The organism is Bacillus sp. FSL R5-0431, from assembly GCF_038002985.1.
Lineage (GTDB): Bacteria > Bacillota > Bacilli > Bacillales > Bacillaceae > Bacillus.
This window is the reverse complement of the sequence record NZ_JBBOOG010000001.1, coordinates 2,301,241-2,318,660: the sequence shown is the minus strand read 5'-3', so window position 1 is coordinate 2,318,660 and position 17,420 is coordinate 2,301,241. Positions and strand designations below refer to the sequence as shown.

At 41.2% G+C, this 17,420-nt stretch carries 19 protein-coding genes and 1 pseudogene; 18 read left to right on the top strand and 2 right to left on the bottom strand.

All coding sequences use genetic code 11. The annotated features are described in order from the left end of the window. The first annotated feature begins 4 nt into the window (after positions 1-4). The 4 genes from udk (at position 5) to MKZ03_RS11815 (ending at position 4,288) form a co-directional block, all read left to right on the top strand. Positions 5-637: a uridine kinase gene (gene udk, locus MKZ03_RS11830; RefSeq protein WP_024423106.1), complete on the top strand. Its 633-nt coding sequence runs from the start codon at positions 5-7 to the stop codon at positions 635-637. Between the two features lie 652 nt (positions 638-1,289). Further along, positions 1,290-1,763 carry a transcription elongation factor GreA gene (gene greA / locus MKZ03_RS11825; RefSeq protein ID WP_007501433.1) on the top strand — a complete coding sequence of 158 codons (474 nt, stop codon included), beginning with the start codon at positions 1,290-1,292 and terminating at the stop codon, positions 1,761-1,763. Positions 1,764-1,813: 50 nt separating this feature from the next. Then, positions 1,814-3,556 (top strand): peptidoglycan D,D-transpeptidase FtsI family protein, encoded by a 1,743-nt coding sequence (locus MKZ03_RS11820; protein WP_106042505.1) that lies wholly within the window; start codon positions 1,814-1,816, stop codon positions 3,554-3,556. Between the two features lie 66 nt (positions 3,557-3,622). Further along, positions 3,623-4,288 (top strand): YrrS family protein, encoded by a 666-nt coding sequence (locus MKZ03_RS11815; protein ID WP_341031892.1) that lies wholly within the window; start codon positions 3,623-3,625, stop codon positions 4,286-4,288. A 38-nt stretch (positions 4,289-4,326) separates the two neighbouring features. On the opposite strand, the gene MKZ03_RS11810 is transcribed toward MKZ03_RS11815, so the two are convergent. Further along, the gene (locus tag MKZ03_RS11810; protein WP_034620637.1) at positions 4,327-4,530 is read right to left on the bottom strand and encodes a YrzA family protein; all 204 of its coding nucleotides are present in this window, start codon (positions 4,528-4,530) and stop codon (positions 4,327-4,329) included. Positions 4,531-4,716: 186 nt separating this feature from the next. Between MKZ03_RS11810 and MKZ03_RS11805 the strand changes: the two genes are divergently transcribed. The 7 genes from MKZ03_RS11805 to MKZ03_RS11775 all read left to right on the top strand — a co-directional run bounded on the left by MKZ03_RS11805 (position 4,717) and on the right by MKZ03_RS11775 (position 9,400). Beyond that, positions 4,717-5,358 (top strand): class I SAM-dependent DNA methyltransferase, encoded by a 642-nt coding sequence (locus MKZ03_RS11805; protein ID WP_341031891.1) that lies wholly within the window; start codon positions 4,717-4,719, stop codon positions 5,356-5,358. Positions 5,359-5,373: 15 nt separating this feature from the next. After that, positions 5,374-6,069, top strand: coding sequence for a 5'-methylthioadenosine/S-adenosylhomocysteine nucleosidase (gene mtnN / locus MKZ03_RS11800; protein ID WP_034661478.1), 696 nt, complete (start codon positions 5,374-5,376; stop codon positions 6,067-6,069). A gap of 46 nt (positions 6,070-6,115) precedes the next feature. After that, the gene (locus MKZ03_RS11795) at positions 6,116-7,039 is read left to right on the top strand and encodes a PLP-dependent cysteine synthase family protein (protein ID WP_341031890.1); all 924 of its coding nucleotides are present in this window, start codon (positions 6,116-6,118) and stop codon (positions 7,037-7,039) included. A 1-nt stretch (position 7,040) separates the two neighbouring features. Next, positions 7,041-8,189: a bifunctional cystathionine gamma-lyase/homocysteine desulfhydrase gene (locus MKZ03_RS11790; RefSeq protein WP_341031889.1), complete on the top strand. Its 1,149-nt coding sequence runs from the start codon at positions 7,041-7,043 to the stop codon at positions 8,187-8,189. A gap of 72 nt (positions 8,190-8,261) precedes the next feature. Then, positions 8,262-8,492 carry a YrhC family protein gene (locus MKZ03_RS11785; protein WP_041815772.1) on the top strand — a complete coding sequence of 77 codons (231 nt, stop codon included), beginning with the start codon at positions 8,262-8,264 and terminating at the stop codon, positions 8,490-8,492. 445 nt (positions 8,493-8,937) lie between these two features. Then, complete coding sequence (locus tag MKZ03_RS11780; RefSeq protein WP_008342648.1) at positions 8,938-9,072, top strand: YrzI family small protein; 135 nt, start codon at positions 8,938-8,940, stop codon at positions 9,070-9,072. Between the two features lie 166 nt (positions 9,073-9,238). Next, on the top strand, positions 9,239-9,400 hold the full coding sequence (locus MKZ03_RS11775) for a hypothetical protein (protein ID WP_212040727.1): 162 nt from the start codon (positions 9,239-9,241) through the stop codon (positions 9,398-9,400). A 42-nt stretch (positions 9,401-9,442) separates the two neighbouring features. Here MKZ03_RS11775 and MKZ03_RS11770 read toward each other — a convergent pair. Then, positions 9,443-9,526 (bottom strand): annotated as a pseudogene (locus MKZ03_RS11770) (YjcZ family sporulation protein); the annotation flags it as partial. A gap of 309 nt (positions 9,527-9,835) precedes the next feature. On the opposite strand from MKZ03_RS11770, the gene MKZ03_RS11765 reads away from it, so the two are divergent. From MKZ03_RS11765 to MKZ03_RS11735, 7 genes are all read left to right on the top strand, one after another. Continuing rightward, the gene (locus MKZ03_RS11765; RefSeq protein WP_307500681.1) at positions 9,836-10,438 is read left to right on the top strand and encodes a class I SAM-dependent methyltransferase; all 603 of its coding nucleotides are present in this window, start codon (positions 9,836-9,838) and stop codon (positions 10,436-10,438) included. A gap of 428 nt (positions 10,439-10,866) precedes the next feature. After that, entirely contained in the window at positions 10,867-12,081 is a 1,215-nt protein-coding gene (gene fdhA, locus MKZ03_RS11760; protein WP_307499979.1) for a formaldehyde dehydrogenase, glutathione-independent, read from the top strand. Positions 12,082-12,179: 98 nt separating this feature from the next. Then, positions 12,180-12,953 (top strand): class I SAM-dependent methyltransferase, encoded by a 774-nt coding sequence (locus MKZ03_RS11755; RefSeq protein WP_307499977.1) that lies wholly within the window; start codon positions 12,180-12,182, stop codon positions 12,951-12,953. A 42-nt stretch (positions 12,954-12,995) separates the two neighbouring features. Beyond that, entirely contained in the window at positions 12,996-13,745 is a 750-nt protein-coding gene (locus tag MKZ03_RS11750; RefSeq protein ID WP_341032620.1) for a glucose 1-dehydrogenase, read from the top strand. 372 nt (positions 13,746-14,117) lie between these two features. Next, positions 14,118-15,338 (top strand): MFS transporter, encoded by a 1,221-nt coding sequence (locus tag MKZ03_RS11745; protein ID WP_066030617.1) that lies wholly within the window; start codon positions 14,118-14,120, stop codon positions 15,336-15,338. A 70-nt stretch (positions 15,339-15,408) separates the two neighbouring features. Further along, positions 15,409-16,449 (top strand): 2,3-butanediol dehydrogenase, encoded by a 1,041-nt coding sequence (locus MKZ03_RS11740; RefSeq protein ID WP_034661461.1) that lies wholly within the window; start codon positions 15,409-15,411, stop codon positions 16,447-16,449. Positions 16,450-16,577: 128 nt separating this feature from the next. Further along, positions 16,578-17,408, top strand: a complete 831-nt coding sequence (locus MKZ03_RS11735; RefSeq protein ID WP_106031267.1) for a manganese catalase family protein — start codon at positions 16,578-16,580, stop codon at positions 17,406-17,408. Positions 17,409-17,420: the final 12 nt, after the last annotated feature.

Genomic DNA, 17,420 nt, shown 5'->3' with positions numbered 1-17,420 from the left:
GCACATGAGGAGTAAACCAGTTGTCATTGGAATTGCTGGCGGCTCGGGTTCAGGTAAAACGAGCGTCACCAATTCGATCTATGAAAAATTTAAAGGACATTCCATCCTCATGCTTCAGCAAGATTTATATTACAAAAATCAAAGTCATATGCCATTTGAAGAGCGCTTGCTTACGAATTATGATCATCCGCTTGCATTCGACAATGACCTGATGTTTGAGCATTTGGAACAGCTCCTAAGGTACGAATCCATTGAAAAACCAATATATGATTTCAAGCTAAACACACGTTCAGAAGAGACTGTCCATGTTGAACCAAAGGATGTCATCATCGTTGAAGGCATCTTTGCACTAGAAGATGAACGTCTAAGAGACTTAATGGATATTAAACTGTATGTCGATACAGATGCAGACCTTCGCATCATTCGCCGCATTTTACGCGATACAAAAGAAAGAGGCCGTTCAATCGATTCTGTGATTGAACAGTATGTATCTGTTGTCAGACCAATGCATAATCAATTCATTGAACCGACAAAGCGATACGCCGATATCATCATCCCAGAAGGCGGCCAAAACCATGTGGCGATTGACCTAATGGTAACAAAAATTCAAACGATTCTTCAAAACCGAGCAGAGTAAATGGTGGAGAAGAAAAAGACCTTTACATTGTAAAGGTCTTTTCAACATCATGATAAAGAGAATAAATACCAATATATCACTTGTTTCTATAAGTAGAAGCTGCTTAAATATTTTTAGAAGGAACACCTTGAATGAAAGATTTGGTATGATAGGAAAACAATGATGTGAAATAGATGTAGAAAAATGCCGTTTTCAAGCTGAATATTGAAGTTGTTTCGATTTTGTAATAGTATATTAAAAAAACGACAAACAAATCATCACAAATTTTCAAACAATTCTTGATCAAAAAGCAATTTTGTAATAATATAGCATAGACATATCGTACACTGACCATATTATGTATTGGAAGATGGAGAATGGATAAGCTATTCTTCTACATATGATCGAAATGGCGAACGAGGTACAGGAGCTTCCTGTGCCTTTCCACAGTTTGTGCGATGAAGATAGATCATCTTTAGACCACAGAGAGTGGTTCTGTCTGAAAAAAGGCATAATAGTTGCATCTAAAAGGGACGCCATGTAAGATGGACTTTTACAAATATGGGACAGAAGGAATGAGGGCCTGAAGAAGTCCTCATTCTTGTATATTTCAGTCGTCACTCACGTGCAGAAAGTTTGTATGATGAGGATTAATAGAAGGAGTGAATGATTCATGGCACAAGAGAAAGTATTTCCAATGACAGAAGAAGGAAAACGTAAATTAGAAGAAGAGCTTGAATATTTGAAAACGGTTAAACGTAAAGAGGTTGTAGAGCGTATTAAAATTGCTAGAAGCTTTGGAGACCTCTCTGAGAACTCGGAATATGATTCTGCTAAAGAAGAGCAAGCGTTTGTAGAAGGCCGTATCACAACGCTTGATAATATGATTCGCAATGCCAAAATTATCGAAGATGAAGGAAACTCAAATATTGTCTCACTTGGTAAAACAGTCACTTTCGTTGAATTACCAGACGGAGAAGAAGAGTCTTACACAATCGTTGGAAGTGCAGAAGCTGATCCGTTCGAAGGAAAGATTTCAAACGATTCACCAATCGCAAAAAGTCTGTTAGGCAAACAAGTAGACGACAAAGTAACCGTTCAAACACCTGGCGGAGAAATGTTCGTCCAAATTGTAAAAATTTCATAATCACGTTTATACGATAAACACCTCGTCCACAATAGGGACGAGGTGTTTTTATGCGCAAAAAACGTAGAATTCAATGGACAGGTGCTATCATTTTTATGCTGCTGCTCGGTCTTCTCATGAGACTGGCAGAAATTCAACTGTTTTTCACAGAATCTTTTTCAAAGCTTGATATCAATTTAATACAAGAAAGTGTCAAACAGCGTACAGAAGAAGTGGTCATTTCAGATGGTCGCGGTGAATTTTTAGATCGAAACGGCGAAGCGCTTCTCACAAAAGAACAGCCCGCGGTTATCTTATTTCCTTTTCTGCAATATGATCTTCCTCATTTAAAACAAACCGCTTCTATTCTTGAGATGGAAGAAGATGAACTCAAAAAACAGCTGACAGAAACCAAAAAACCTCTGATTCTCAAAGATGACATCACGAAAAAAAAGTTGAAAGACATCAATGATATGAAATATTCAGGTGTTTACGGCGTATATATGAAAGAGAAGGACAAAAAAAGACTTGCCCTCCACACATTAGGCTTCACGAGTGAAAATCCAGAATTGCTCAGAAAGCGTTATCCTGACAAAAAAGAGCTTTCCATCCGTACAGAAATCGGTACTTTTGGGCTAGAAAGTACCTTTGACGAATTTCTATTACCCGAGCAAGACACAAAATTGTTATATCATGTGGACGGAAGGGGAAACCCTTTGTTTGGAATGGACGTCAAATATACAGCAGAGGCTCATTCATTTTATCCTCTTCAGGTTCAAACAACAATTGATGAAAACATGCAAGCTGAAATGGAGAAAGTTCTGAAAGAACAAGGCGTCGAAAAAGGCGGGGCCGTTCTGCTCGACATTGAAAGCAGCAGCGTGCTGGCGATGGCGAGTACGCCAAATGTCACAAGCAAAAACCGGCATGAGGCAAGAAATTATATGCTGACTGCCATGGCACCAGGCTCTGTCTTTAAAACCGCTGTACTTGCCGCAGCAATCGAAAAAAACCTCGACCAGCCACAAACGATGTATGACTGTCGAAAGAATTTATATGGAGAGCCAGAAGGAACGCAGGAAGTGCTGAATCTGTCTGAGAGCTTTTCGCAGAGCTGTAATTATACCTTTGCGACACTTGCTGGCAAGCTTATCCAAACAGATGATCAAATCATCGAAAAGACGGCTGCAAAGCTTGGACTCATTGATCGAGCTGGCTGGGAAGGGGATGTCTATCATAAGCAGCATTTCAAACAGTTTGATCGTGAAGAAACCGGCAGTGTGTGGGGAGATAAAAGAGACAAGCATGTCAAAAAAGCCATTGCCCAAACCGCAATAGGACAAAAAAATGTCAAAACGACTCCTTTGCAAATCGCCAATATGATGGCATCGATTGCGAGAGGCGGAGAACGAAAAGAAGTGAAAATCGCTGAAAAAGTGCTGTATCAAAACGGAACAACGATGCTAACCTTTCAAAACAAACGACCGGAAGGAGACAGTATTGACCGCTATACAGCTCAAAAGCTGCAAAAGTACTTAAGGCAGGTGGTGACGTCTGACAAAGGAACAGGAAGAAGGTTTCAAGATCTTCCATTTGATGTAGCGGGGAAATCAGGCACTGCCCAAACCGGCAGTAAAGATAAAAAGGGGAATCCGCTTTATCATAAGTGGTTTGCTGGGTACTTTCCGGTGGGAAAACCAAAATATGCTCTTGTCGTTGTTCACCTTGATGAGGCAAGTGGCCGGGCTAAGACAAATGATGCGTTTTATGATATTGTAAAAAAGGTCAATGAAATTGAAAAGAAACAGACATAGAACATCCCTTCATGTCATGTTAGAATAGTAACGACTTAGGGAACGAGGCAAAGGAGTGCAGAGATTTTGAGTAGAAATTCTCGATTTGAACATCGTGATAAGCGCAGAAAGGCGAATATGGTGCTTAACATATTAATTGGTATCGTTGTGGTGCTTATTTTGGTTGTCGCATCGAGTTTGTTAATTTTTAATAAACCGAAAGATACAGATGTAGCGAAAGAACCATCAAAAACGGCGCCTGCAACAAGTGAAAATAAACAAAACTCAGAAGAAGATGTGAAAGATCAAAAGAAAGACACATCCGATGATTCAGATGCAAAAAAAGAGGACTCATCTGATCAAGACGACGATACGAAGCAGACAGATGATGAAGAAGAGCCTAATAAAGATGCGTTAAAAGACGCCAAAGAAACAGACGGCGGCAAAACGAGTGACGTAGACAAAACATATGAAAGCGATGACTGGGAGCCTGTAGGAACAGAGCAATCCGGTTCACATACAGCAACCTATGATTCTAACTCAAAAGACTGGAAAGAAATGATTAAAGCCATGTCCTACGCGACGGGAATTTCAGAAGATCAAATGACGGTTCTTTGGTTAGGAAATAACGGAGGCCCTCAAGATGCAAAGGGAACCATCCGTGACAAATCATCAGGTGAACGCTACCGCGTGGAAATCACATGGGTAGATGAAAAAGGCTGGAAACCTGTAAAGGTTGAAAAATTAAAATAAACATGAAAAAAAGATAGCAGCCATGCTATCTTTTTTATTTAGATATTCGCCTTAAAATGAACAACCGCTGTATACAAAATCCGGTCATCAATTACAGTCGTTTGATGACTGACAGAATGAACAGTCAGCAAGATTGCCTGATTATGTTCAATTTGTTTTTGGATCTTTTGTTCAAGTTCTTTTAAAGACGATGCTTCAAAGAATTCAATTTTATCCTTTAGAAAATCCAGCTGAAAATCCATTTGATTCACTCCTCCATACTCTCCATTCATCTTAATCTCTCTCCTCTAAAAGGGCAAATATTTTTCTACCCCTCCCAGTATTTTTTAGTAGGAAAGAAACAGAAGATGTGGTAGGATAAGAACTGTTCGACGAATTAAAGCATACTATACGCATAGGAATAAATAGATAAAGTGGAGGGAAAGAAAATGGGACGTGAGTTTCTTTCTTTATTTGATCATTGGGCTGAGTCTTATGACGACACGGTAAGTGGTCATGACGAGCAGTATGAAGAAGTGTTTCGCCGGTATCCGGCCATTTTAAAAGAGATTGTAGAACGTTCAGGTCAATATGTCCTTGAGTTTGGAAGCGGCACGGGTAATCTAACAGTGGCACTGCTTGCAGCTGATAAGAACGTGTTTGGTGTTGAACCATCAGACGCCATGAAGAAAGCGGCTCTTCAAAAGGGAGTACCCGATGTGTTTCATGATGGGGATTTTTTATCATTTCCAGCGCCGCCATTTGAGCCGGATACGATTGTCAGTTCATATGCTTTCCACCATTTAACGGACGAAGAAAAAAAACAAGCCATTCACACCTATAGCAACATCCTTCACTCAGATGGTAAAATAGTCTTTGCTGATACAATGTTTCAAAATCAAGCAGCACATCAAGCGGAAATCGACAAAGCGAAAGCCGCAGGATACGATCAGCTTGCTGAGGATTTAGAAACGGAATATTATCCATCCATTGATGTGCTAAAGCAAATCTTTGAAGAAGAAGGTTTTAGCACGTCCTTTCATCAAATGAATGATTTTGTTTGGATCGTAGAAGCGAAGAAAAGGGAATGAAAGGGTGTTTTTGATTTGAAAATCGCAGTCATAGGTGCAATGGAAGAAGAAGTGACAATATTAAGAGATCAACTAAAGAATGCTACACAAGAAAACATCGCTGGGTGTGAATTCACAACAGGTGTTTATGAAGATAAAGAAGTGATTTTATTAAAATCAGGGATTGGAAAAGTAAATGCAGCGGTCAGCACAACACTTCTGCTTGACCGCTTTCAGCCGGATTATGTGATCAATACAGGATCTGCTGGCGGTTTCCATCACACATTAAATGTAGGGGATATTGTCATATCTACTGATGTTCGACATCATGATGTGGATGTGACAATCTTTGATTACGAATACGGACAAGTACCAGGGTTGCCAGCTGCTTTCGCTGCAGACGAAAAGCTTGTGAAGCTGGCAGAGGAATCGGCTTTAGAGATCGATCATATTCAAGTGGCAAAAGGAACAATTGCAACAGGAGATTCGTTTATGAATGATCCGGATCGTGTAGCGTTTGTGAGAGAGAAGTTTCCAGAACTATATGCGGTGGAAATGGAAGCCGCAGCTGTTGCACAAGTTTGCCAGCTCTTTGGAACGCCATTTGTTGTCGTTCGAGCGCTATCTGATATTGCAGGGAAAGAATCCAATGTCTCCTTTGATCAATTTCTTGAGCAAGCAGCGATTCACTCAACTGACCTTGTCTTGCGTATGATAAAGCAAACTCAATAAAAGAAGGGGGTTCCCCCTTCTTTTCCATACAAAGGAAGGGAATCATATGGCTGTCATAAAGGATATTACAGAATTAATTGGCCGCACACCGCTTTTAAAGCTGTCAGGGATTGGCATCCCAGATGGTGTAGAGGTGTATGCAAAGCTTGAAATGATGAATCCGGGTGGAAGTATTAAAGATCGTTTAGGTGATATGCTCATAAGAGAAGCATTGGCATCAGGCAAATTGCGTTCAGGCGGAACCATCATTGAAGCAACTGCTGGAAACACAGGAATTGGTCTTGCCCTCAGTGCAAGAAAGCATCAATTGCGGACCATTTTTTGCGTACCAGAACATTTTAGTCAAGAAAAACAACAACTAATGAAGGCGCTCGGTGCAGAGATTATTCATACACCAAGAAAAGAGGGCATGAAGGGTGCGATTGATCGAGCTCTTGAATTAGAGGCAAGCCTTGACAATGCCTATTGCGTTTTACAATTTAAAAACCAAGTAAATCCATTGACTTACTATAAAACGCTTGGCCCAGAGTTATGGTCCGACCTACAAGGAAACATCGATGTATTCGTAGCAGGAGCGGGATCTGGAGGAACTTTTCAAGGGTGTGCTGCCTATTTAAAAGAGCAGCATCCGGCGTTAAGAACAATTGTTGTCGAACCTGAAGGATCGATTTTAAATGGAGGAGATCCGGGCCCGCATAGAACGGAAGGAATCGGCCTTGAATTTATCCCAGATTATATGGAATCTGCTTTATTCGATGAGATTTACACGGTCAGTGATGATGATGCTTTCCAAATGGTGAAAGAAGCTGCTGAAAAAGAAGGCGTTCTCATTGGAAGCTCTTCAGGTGCCGCATTATATGCCGCTTTAGAGGAAGCAAAGAAGGCAGCACCTGGGACAGTCATTGTCACCATTTTTCCTGACAGCAGTGAACGGTATTTAAGTAAAGGAATTTATGAGGGAGGAAAATAGAATGAAACCAAAAACAATGATGGTACACAGCGGAACAACTGGTGATGAAAAAACGGGCGCTGTGTCTGTTCCGATATACCAAGTGAGCACTTATAAGCAGCCGAAAGCAGGCGAACATACAGGGTATGAATATTCTAGAACAGCGAATCCAACAAGAACGGCACTTGAAACCGTCATTCGTGATCTTGAAGGGGGAGCAAACGGCTACGCATTCGGTTCAGGGATGGCTGCCATTACGGCAGTCATGATGCTGTTTAACAGCGGAGATCATATTGTCCTGACAGATGACGTGTACGGCGGAACCTACCGCGTCATTACAAAGGTACTAAACCGTATTGGCATTCATGCGACCTTTGTGGATACAAGTGATCCTGAAGCGGTGAAAAAAGCAATTTTACCCGAAACAAAAGCGGTTTACATTGAATCACCAACCAATCCTTTACTGAAAATGACTGATCTCAAAGCGATCGGCCAATTGACAAAAGAAGCCAACATCTTAATGATTGTTGATAATACATTTTTTACACCTTATTTCCAAAAACCGATTGAATATGGGGCGGACATTGTCCTCCATAGTGCCACTAAATATTTAGGCGGCCACAGTGATGTCGTAGGCGGGCTTGTTGTAACAGCGACGAAAGAGCTTGGAGAAGAACTTCATTTTGTTCAAAATTCTACTGGTGGAATTCTTGGACCGCAGGATTCATGGCTTCTCATGAGAGGGATCAAAACGCTTGGACTAAGAATGGAAGCACATCAACAAAATGCGCAGAAAATTGCTGAGTTTTTAGAACAACATCCAGCGGTCACACGTGTTTATTACCCAGGTCTCGGTGCTCACCCTGGACATGAACTTGCGAAAACGCAAGCATCAGGCTTCGGCGGAATGATCTCTTTTGATATTGGAAAAGAAGAACATGTCGATGTGTTTTTAAGCCAGCTTAAGCTGTTTACAATCGCAGAAAGCCTTGGAGCGGTTGAAAGCTTAATCTCTGTTCCTGCTCGAATGACTCATGCGTCCATTCCGAAAGACCGCCGGAAGGAGCTTGGCATCACTGATGGTTTAATTCGTATATCCGTTGGGATTGAAGATGTGGATGATTTACTGAATGATATGAAGCAAGGACTAAACGCACTAGTGAATGGATAGATTTACATGCCACTACCTTTCTTTTACTATGTTAAGCTATCAATAGACATGTTAAACAGGAAGGTGATTCAAGTGAAGAAAAAGTGGAGTGGTTTAGTGACAGATTACAAGCAGTACGCTTTTATTTTGCTTGCTGTCAGCACCTTTTTATATATTGGTACGATCATACCAAACCAGCACATCGAAGCATCTCCAAAAATGCTGATGATGGGAATTGATTGTGTTTTCTTATTAGCAGCTTTTCTTTGTGTCAGACGCGCGATCTTTTTTCAAAAGAAACTGCAAGAACTAGATGAAGATTAATTCGAAAAGTCTCCTCATATACGTGAGGGGGCTTTTTTGATTGTATTGGACAAACGGACAAGAATAACTGTAGAAATTTAGTCAAAAACACAAAAATCATCTATATTACTAAAAACAGGTTTACAAAATGGTGCTTGCTGGATATACTTACAAAGTAATTAAAAACGTAAAGGAGGCTGAAGAATATGTTATTCGTATCTACTTGTGATCAATTCAACCAACAATTTCATCATGTCATCAGCCTGTGGAAGAGCTCGTGTCCTTCCTTTACCTTATACGGTGCACGCTTCAAAACTGTTTAAGTAAACGAGGATTTCACGCATCATCCATTGCAGGTTGGAAGACATTGTCTTTTGATCTGCATTTTTGTGTGCCCGCAGGTCAACTGATAAAGAAGATCTGCGGGCTATTTCGCATGCTGCGAACTGAAGGGAGGTGAGCGTATATGACAATCCATTTATTCTTTATTACATTGACGATTCAGCGTAAATACAAAGACATTGAGACCGTTCTTTATGAACAACAAGTCGAAACATTTTATGAAGAAATGAAGCAGAAACAACTAAAGTATATGAACTAAAACAGGAAAAGAAAAATTGGAAAAGGAGGAGATTGACATGTTTATGATGCTTGCAATGCTTGATTGTTATACTAGGGAGAAGGACCAGGTTTAGACACGCTCCACATTGATCACCTGCACATATGATATCCGTAAAAGGAGATTGTGAGGTGATCAATGAATGTCGATGTCACCATATATGAGGTTTCCGTCAGTGGGGCACGGGTATACGTCCATTCCGCATTCCTTAAAGCACGGGTACGGCAATCCATACCGGATGCAAAGAGAGCAACAAGAAATGCTTAGACGCTATATGTACAATTACAATTATCCAACTTATTGGTATTAAAGAAAAGGAGCAGGAAACAATACGTTTCCTGCTCCTTTTACATTAGTAAATCCAGCTTGCACCGATGATGATCAACAAAATGAACAGTACAACAAGCAATGCGAATCCGCCTGCAAAACCGCCACCGTAACCACCGCAGTCTCCAGAATAACCGCCACCAAAGCCCATAATCTAGCACCACCTTTATCTAATCAAGATACATTCATAAAATATGCAGCTCATGCAGAAAACGAAATCAATCTGAGCACAATTAATGAAAACGCCTATTCAGATCAAAATTTTTTAAAGTTCTGCGAAACATTTTCTGAAAAGGTGCCGTCTAATCAATGACAACTAATTAGGACTAGGTCTTAAACTTTGTTAGGCGAGAGCCGATATGAAAAGTAAGAAAATTCGTAAATAGTTTTATTTACTGGTGCAAAGCAGGTGTTAACATTGATTCAAAGCTGGATTGGAAAACAAATGAGGGAACCAAAAGGCTTGTTCTCAAAATGGGTTGCCCGCTATATGGAAAAAAATCATCATAATATCAATGAATGGACGATTCAACTCTTAAATATACAAGAAAACGACCGAATTTTAGAAATCGGAACTGGAAGAGGCATGACATTATCGAAGGTAGCAGAAAAACTTGATCGCGGTAAAGTATGTGGAGTGGATGCCTCTCGTCATATGATCAAATATGCAAAAAGAAAACATAAGAAGCTTGTAGAACAGGATAAAGCCGTCGTGACTCTTGGTAAAGCTGAGCATTTACCTTTTGAAGACAGATCATTCAATAAATTATTTACGGTACAGACCATCTATTACTTGAAGGATATTGAGCAGGTCATGAAGGAAGTGTACCGCGTCCTTCAAGTGGATGGAGAAGTATTCTTATCTTTCCAACAGCAGGAACTGATGAAGGAACAAAAACGGTCACAATCTTTTTCATCGTATAGTGAACAAGAGATCAGCCGCCTATTTTCAGCGTATCACTTTAGAGAAGTTTCGGTTTATCACTATGATACATACATCTGTATCAAAGCGTTAAAATGATGAAAATATTTCCCAGGTAATGAACAAGCATTCAAAAAGAGGCTCTTCGTCAGAGGAGCCTCTTTGCTTACAATTGTACCCGTGATTGATGGGACGCAAAGTTAAAAAAGACTCTTCATCAGAAGAGTCTTTTCAATGTTATGTAGGCGCCAGCCAGGTGTGTAAGGAATGATAGTATATATAAGGAATTTGTTTGTCGATTAAGGATACCTGTCTGGCTTATTTCTTATATCGACACCGTTCTTCAAAAGTTTAGCTTTTTTTTCAATATTTTCTTTTTTATTTGACTGGAAGATACATTTTTCTCCCCCTGATAGACATTCTTCGCTTTTTTTTCATCCATTGTGCCATTTGAAGCAGGGAATTGCTTCATAAATAGAGAAAATTGTAGAGACTTCATTTTTAAACAAAAAGGGAGGAATGAAAACATGTCGGGAAACAAAGGTGTCGTTTATAAAGGAGCAGGAAATGTAGCAGTTGAGGATATTGGATACCCTGATTTGATTTTAAGAGATGGCCCGGGTGTACCGAAAGCCAATGTGGGGCGCAAATGTGAGCATGGCGTCATTTTAAAAGTAGTGACGACGAATATTTGCGGAAGTGACCAGCACATGGTGAGAGGTCGTACTACTGCGCCTGAAGGACTAGTCCTTGGTCATGAAATTACAGGTGAAGTCGTTGAGGTTGGACGAGATGTGGAGTTTATTCAAAAAGGAGACCTCGTGTCCGTTCCATTTAATATTGCTTGTGGACGCTGCGTCATGTGCAAGGAACAAAAAACTCATGTGTGCTTAAATGTAAACCCGGACCGTCCAGGCTCTGCCTATGGATACGTCGATATGGGCGGATGGGTTGGCGGTCAATCCGAGTACGTCATGGTCCCATATGCAGATTTTCAGCTGCTCAAATTTCCAGACAAAGATCAAGCGATGGAGAAAATACTTGATCTGACGATGCTTTCCGATATTTTCCCGACAGGTTTTCACGGTGCTTATACGGCTGGAGTAAAGCCTGGTTCGACTGTATATATTGCTGGTGCCGGGCCAGTAGGTCTTGCCGCAGCACATTCCGCTCAGCTCCTTGGCGCCTCTGCGGTAATTGTCGGTGATTTGAATGAACAAAGGCTGGAGCAGGCCAGAAGCTTTGGCTGTGAGACGATCAATTTAAGAAAACATGATCGAATCGGCGAACAAATCACGAATATCTTAGGAGAGCCAGAAGTTGACTGTGCCGTCGATTGTGTCGGCTTTGAAGCGTCAGGTCATGGAGATCAAGGAGAAGCACCTGCAACCGTTTTAAATACAATTATGGATATTACCAAAGTTGGCGGTAAACTCGGAATCCCAGGGCTTTACGTCACAGAAGACCCAGGTGCCGTGGATGCTGATGCAAAAGTTGGTTCTCTGAAAGTGCGAATTGGACTCGGCTGGGCAAAAGCCCATACCTTTGTGACAGGTCAAACCCCTGTCATGCAATATCACCGCAGTCTAATGAAATCCATTTTAAGCGGACGAGCACAAATCGCCAAAGCGGTGAATGCGACCGTCATTAACCTTGATCAAGCTCCTCAAGGATACAGCGACTTTGATTCGGGTGTGGCGAAGAAATTTGTCATTGACCCGCACGGAATGCTTTCTCGATAATTTTTAACATGGAAGGGGCCGCTCAATAAAATGGGACGGCTCTTTATTGTGGAAAATCACATAGAATATACAAATCCATTTCAAAGGGGAGGAATCAGATGAATTCAGATCAGGCTAAAAGAAGAGTTGTAGAACAATTTGGGAGAAATGCAGAAAAGTATGTGACGAGTCAAACTCATGCAAAGGGAGCAGACCTAGATCTAATTGTTGAATGGGCAGCTCCAGAAAAAAGCTGGATCGTACTCGATATAGCAACAGGTGGCGGGCATACCGCAAAAGCACTGGCTCCATATGTGAATCAAGTGTTTGCGACAGATTTAACGAAAGAGATGCTTTCTAATACATCACTTCATTTAAAAGCGTATCCACAAATTTTTTATGTAGTAGCGGATGCAGAAAGCCTTCCTTTTTTAGATGGAACATTTGATATGGTCACATGCCGAATTGCAGCACACCATTTCCCGCACCCTGAACAGTTCGCCAAAGAGGCGTCTCGCGTATTAAAATCAAATGGTCTGTTTTTCTTTATTGATAATGTTTCGCCAAATGATGAAGAGCCTGCACTATTTATCAATCAGCTAGAACGATTAAGAGACCCAAGTCATGTGTCCTGTCTATCTACAGAACAATGGAGGAAATTGTTTTTAGAAGAGGGAATAAAAGAAGTAAGATCAATGGAACGAAAAAAACGTTATCCTTTTCAAGAATGGGTCAAGCGCACAACGAAAACTTTAAAGGAAGAAGAGATTGTTACAGAATACTTGTTAGATGCTAACGAGAAAATAAAGCAATATTATAGATTAAAAATGACAGAGGAAAAAATAGAATCAATAGAGGTGGATGACTGGATCGCTCTTTTCAGGAAAGGATAAAAGTATTTCATTCATACCAGTTAGAAAGGAATCAATCATATGCTGAATTTTAAAGGAAAAACCGTTATCATCACAGGCGCAGCCAATGGAATTGGTGAATCGATCGCCTGGGGCTATGCAAAAGAAGGAGCGCGAGTGGTGCTTGCAGATATAGATGAAGAGAAGGGTAAGCGCTTGGAGGAAGAGCTAAAAAAAGAATCCTTAGAAGCTTATTTTAAAAAAACGGATGTGACACAAGAGAAGGATATTCAACACTTAATGTCGTTTGCGGCGGAGCGCTGCAAAAAGATTGATATTCTCATCAATAATGCCGGCGTCATGTGCACAGTATCGCCTTATGAATTAACGGTCGATGAGTGGGATCGTGTGTTACATACGAACCTAAGAGGGACTTTTCTATGTGCAAGAGAAGCAGCACGTTATATAAAAGAGAATCCAAAAGGCGGTTCTATTGTGAACATTTCATCCACCCGCGCGACCATGTCAGAGCCTCATACGGAAGCATATGCTGCATCAAAAGGCGGAATATCAGCACTGACTCATGCCTTGGCTGCTTCTTTTAGCCCGGATCACATCACGGTGAATAGCATTTCCCCTGGATGGATTGAAACGAAGGATGAGGAGAATCTTCGAGAGGTCGACCACAAGCAGCATCTTTCCAATCGAGTCGGGGCGCCAAAGGATATTGTGAAGGCTTGCTTTTATTTAACAGATGAAGACAATCAATTTGTGACGGGTACAGATTTAGTCGTTGATGGCGGCATGACCAGAAAGATGATCTATGCTGATTAACTTGAAAAAAAACATTGACGCTTTGATCGAGGCGCAGTACAATATGTAACAATTCAGCTGTTGATCGTGATGAAATAAAGACACAGCGCAAATAGAGAAGAGTACATCATAGTTGTCCCGCACAGAGAACTCCGTTAAGCTGAGAAGGAGCTGGGAAGCATGATGGAACCAAGCCTCTTAGCTCTGCACCGGATTCCTTCGGATGGTGGTGCAGCGAAATTCTCCCGTTACAGAGATGGGTTCATGATGACCTGCTAAGGTTCATCTGGCAACAGATGAATAAACTGAGGTGGCAACGCGGAGTAAATCCCGTCCTCAAGACAGAAATGTCTTGAGGGCGGGATTTTTTTATGACAAATAGGGGGAACAGCTATGAAAAAACATTGGCGGGATATGAGTTTGCTGCTTGGAGCCATCGGAATTGCGAACATAGGAGAATGGATTTATATGATTGCTCTCCATCTGCTCATTTTTCAAGAAACGGGCTCTGTGCTGGCTGTAACAGCCGTCTATATGCTGAGACCGGCTGCAGCTCTTTTGACAAACAGCTGGTCTGGCAGTTTGGTTGACAGGCTGAATCAGCGGAATGTGATGATCAGCTTAGATATCACCCGGGCTATCCTGATCGCATGTGTACCCTTTGCGTTATTTTCAGGACACCTGCTGATCCTGTATGTGATGGTGTTTCTCATTCAAATGGCACAAGCGATGTTTCATCCAGCTTCGATGGTATATATGACAGGATTGATCCCGGCGGATAATCGAAAACGGTTTAATGCCATTCGCTCATTATTACAATCGGGTGGATTTTTACTTGGACCCGCAGCAGCAGGTCTGCTTTTTTTAATCGGTACACCTGTTTTTTCAATTTATATAAATGCGATCTGCTTGTTGATATCTGCTCTGTTAACGATGTGTTTACCGAATTTGCTAAAACAAGATGCTGGCCAAAATGGCTTTTCCCTTTCAATGTTAAAAGAGGATGCGAAGCTTGTTCTTCGGTTTAGTTTGACATCACGCCAGATTATGGCGGTGTATTTATTGTTTAGTGCCGCCATCACGGTGCTTCCTACTGCCATTGACTCTCTTGAAACAGCCTTTGCAAAAGAAGTGCTGCTGCTGACTGATACAGAATATGGTCTTCTTGTCAGTATAGCTGGGGCAGGCATCATCACAGGCGCAGGTCTCAATTCGGTGATTGTGGAGAGGCTGCCTGTTTCGATCATGCTTGGGATTGGCAGTTTGTTTGTTGCATGTGGCTATCTCATTTATGCTTTTTCCAGCACATTGTTTGTAGCCGCTGTTGGTTTTTTTATACTAGCATTCTTTTTAGCATTTGCGAACACAGGTTTTATGACTTTCTATCAAACGAATATCCCGGTAGAGGTCATGGGGAGGGTAGCCAGTTTTTATGCTTTGGTTGAAGCTATTCTGACGATGATGATGACAGGGGTCTCTGGTGGACTTGCACATGTTTTATCAATCCGAACCTCCGTTGTCATCGGGTGTGTATGTATGCTTCTTGTCTGTTTATTGCTATGTTTTGTCATCTTTCGTCCATTGAATGTCAAAAAAATAGTGCATCCTACTTAGAAAATTAAAAAAATTATGTTATAATTATTTAAGTAAGTTAATCAAATTGATGAGAAAAGGAGTCTTACACATGAAAGCACTACGCTGGCACGATCAAAAGGACATTCGACTAGAGGAAATTGACGAACCAACAGTTGCTCCAGGAAAAGTGAAACTAAAAGTAAAATGGTGCGGCATTTGTGGTAGTGATTTACATGAATATTTAGGAGGACCGATTTTCATTCCAGTGAATGAACCTCATCCACTTACAAAAGAAAAAGCACCCGTTACGCTGGGACACGAGTTCTCTGGTGAGGTTGTTGAAGTAGGAGAAGGCGTGAGCAATTACAAAGTAGGCGACCGAGTGGTTGTAGAGCCTATTTTTGCGACTCACGGACACCAAGGTGCTTACAACTTAGATGAAAACATGGGCTTTTTAGGACTTGCCGGAGGCGGCGGTGGATTCTCTGAATATGTATCTGTCGATGAAGAATTACTTCATTTATTACCAGACGAAATCTCATATGAGCAAGGTGCGCTTGTAGAGCCTTCTGCAGTTGCTTTATATGCGGTTCGTTCTAGTAAAGTACAAGCTGGGGATACAGCGGCTGTGTTTGGCTGCGGACCAATTGGCTTACTTGTCATTGAAGCATTAAAAGCAGCTGGTGCTACTGATATTTACGCAGTAGAATTATCTAAAGAACGCCAAGAAAAAGCTAAAGAGCTTGGAGCGATCATTGTTGATCCTTCTCAATATGAAGATGTTGTTCAAGAAATCGCAAGCCGTACAAACGGTGGCGTCGATGTTTCTTTTGAAGTGACAGGTGTACCTGTTGTATTGAAGCAAGCAATCCAATCAACAAGAATTTCAGGTGAAACAGTCATTGTGAGCATTTGGGAAAAAGGCGCAGAAATTCTGCCAAATGACATTGTCATTAAAGAACGTACAGTCAAAGGAATTATCGGCTACAGAGACGTATTCCCATCTGTATTAAACTTAATGAGAAAAGGCTATTTCTCTGCAGATACGCTCGTCACGAAAAAAATCAAGCTGGACGATGTGATCGAAGATGGTTTCCATGCATTAATCAATGAAAAAGATCAAGTGAAAATTTTAGTTAGTGCTGAATAAGTAGGATGACAAAGGGAATGGCAGAGGCCATTCCCTTTTTTTGTGCACATATTCTGCTCATTTTCATAAAGAGGCATGCGGTTGAATAGTGATAAGTGAAAAGATGTTTTGATAAGGGAGATGACATCATGTTTTATCACATCAAAGAACTGCAATATGAAGCAAAGCCCTCAAAGCCTGATCCGCTTTACGCGAAAAAGCTGCAAGAAGTATTAGGCGGACAGTATGGAGAAATTAGTGTCATGATGCAATATTTATTTCAAGGCTTTAATTGCCGGGCAGATCAAAAATACAGAGATTTATTGTTTGACATAGGGACAGAGGAAATTGGTCATGTCGAAATGCTGGCGACGATGATCGCGCGTTTACTAGATAAAGCACCGGTTAAAGAACAAGAACAGGCGTATCAAAGTGATCCAGCTCTTGCAGCTGTCATGGGTGGAATGAATCCTCAGCATGCAATTGTTGCCGGTTTAGGAGCTATGGCAGCAGATAGTCAAGGGTATCCGTGGAATGCCAAGTATATCATTGCAAGTGGAAATTTAATGGCTGATTTTAGGGCTAACTTAAATGCAGAATCACAAGGGAGGCTTCAGGTTACAAGGCTCTACGAAATGACCGATGATCGCGGCGTGAAGGATATGCTTTCTTTTCTTATTGCTCGTGATACATATCATCAAAATATGTGGCTTGCGGCCATTAAAGAATTAGAAGAACGAGAAGGGGACGTCGTCGTACCAACCACCTTCCCGCGCTCACTAGAAAAACAGCAAGTATCCTACGATTTGTTTAACTTCTCAAGAGGAGAAGCAAGCAAGGAAGGCAGATGGGCATATGGCCGAAGCATGGATGGAAAAGGGGAATTCAGATATATTTCTGCACCAGTCGTGTTCGGTTCCGCACCAAAACTAAAACCCGCACCAAAGGAACTGTTTAACACACCGAAAAAAGGCGAATAAAAAAAAGCCGGT

Excerpts from the sequence above, each read along its gene's own strand:
- udk (WP_024423106.1), top strand. The coding sequence starts at position 5 with ATGAGGAGTAAACCAGTTGTCATTGGAATTGCTGGCGGCTCGGGTTCA.
- greA (WP_007501433.1), top strand. The coding sequence starts at position 1,290 with ATGGCACAAGAGAAAGTATTTCCAATGACAGAAGAAGGAAAACGTAAA.
- MKZ03_RS11820 (WP_106042505.1), top strand. The coding sequence starts at position 1,814 with ATGCGCAAAAAACGTAGAATTCAATGGACAGGTGCTATCATTTTTATG.
- MKZ03_RS11810 (WP_034620637.1), bottom strand. The coding sequence starts at position 4,530 with ATGGATTTTCAGCTGGATTTTCTAAAGGATAAAATTGAATTCTTTGAA.
- MKZ03_RS11805 (WP_341031891.1), top strand. The coding sequence starts at position 4,717 with ATGGGACGTGAGTTTCTTTCTTTATTTGATCATTGGGCTGAGTCTTAT.
- MKZ03_RS11795 (WP_341031890.1), top strand. The coding sequence starts at position 6,116 with ATGGCTGTCATAAAGGATATTACAGAATTAATTGGCCGCACACCGCTT.
- MKZ03_RS11790 (WP_341031889.1), top strand. The coding sequence starts at position 7,041 with ATGAAACCAAAAACAATGATGGTACACAGCGGAACAACTGGTGATGAA.
- MKZ03_RS11780 (WP_008342648.1), top strand. The coding sequence starts at position 8,938 with ATGACAATCCATTTATTCTTTATTACATTGACGATTCAGCGTAAATAC.
- MKZ03_RS11775 (WP_212040727.1), top strand. The coding sequence starts at position 9,239 with ATGTCACCATATATGAGGTTTCCGTCAGTGGGGCACGGGTATACGTCC.
- fdhA (WP_307499979.1), top strand. The coding sequence starts at position 10,867 with ATGTCGGGAAACAAAGGTGTCGTTTATAAAGGAGCAGGAAATGTAGCA.
- MKZ03_RS11755 (WP_307499977.1), top strand. The coding sequence starts at position 12,180 with ATGAATTCAGATCAGGCTAAAAGAAGAGTTGTAGAACAATTTGGGAGA.
- MKZ03_RS11745 (WP_066030617.1), top strand. The coding sequence starts at position 14,118 with ATGAAAAAACATTGGCGGGATATGAGTTTGCTGCTTGGAGCCATCGGA.
- MKZ03_RS11740 (WP_034661461.1), top strand. The coding sequence starts at position 15,409 with ATGAAAGCACTACGCTGGCACGATCAAAAGGACATTCGACTAGAGGAA.
- MKZ03_RS11735 (WP_106031267.1), top strand. The coding sequence starts at position 16,578 with ATGTTTTATCACATCAAAGAACTGCAATATGAAGCAAAGCCCTCAAAG.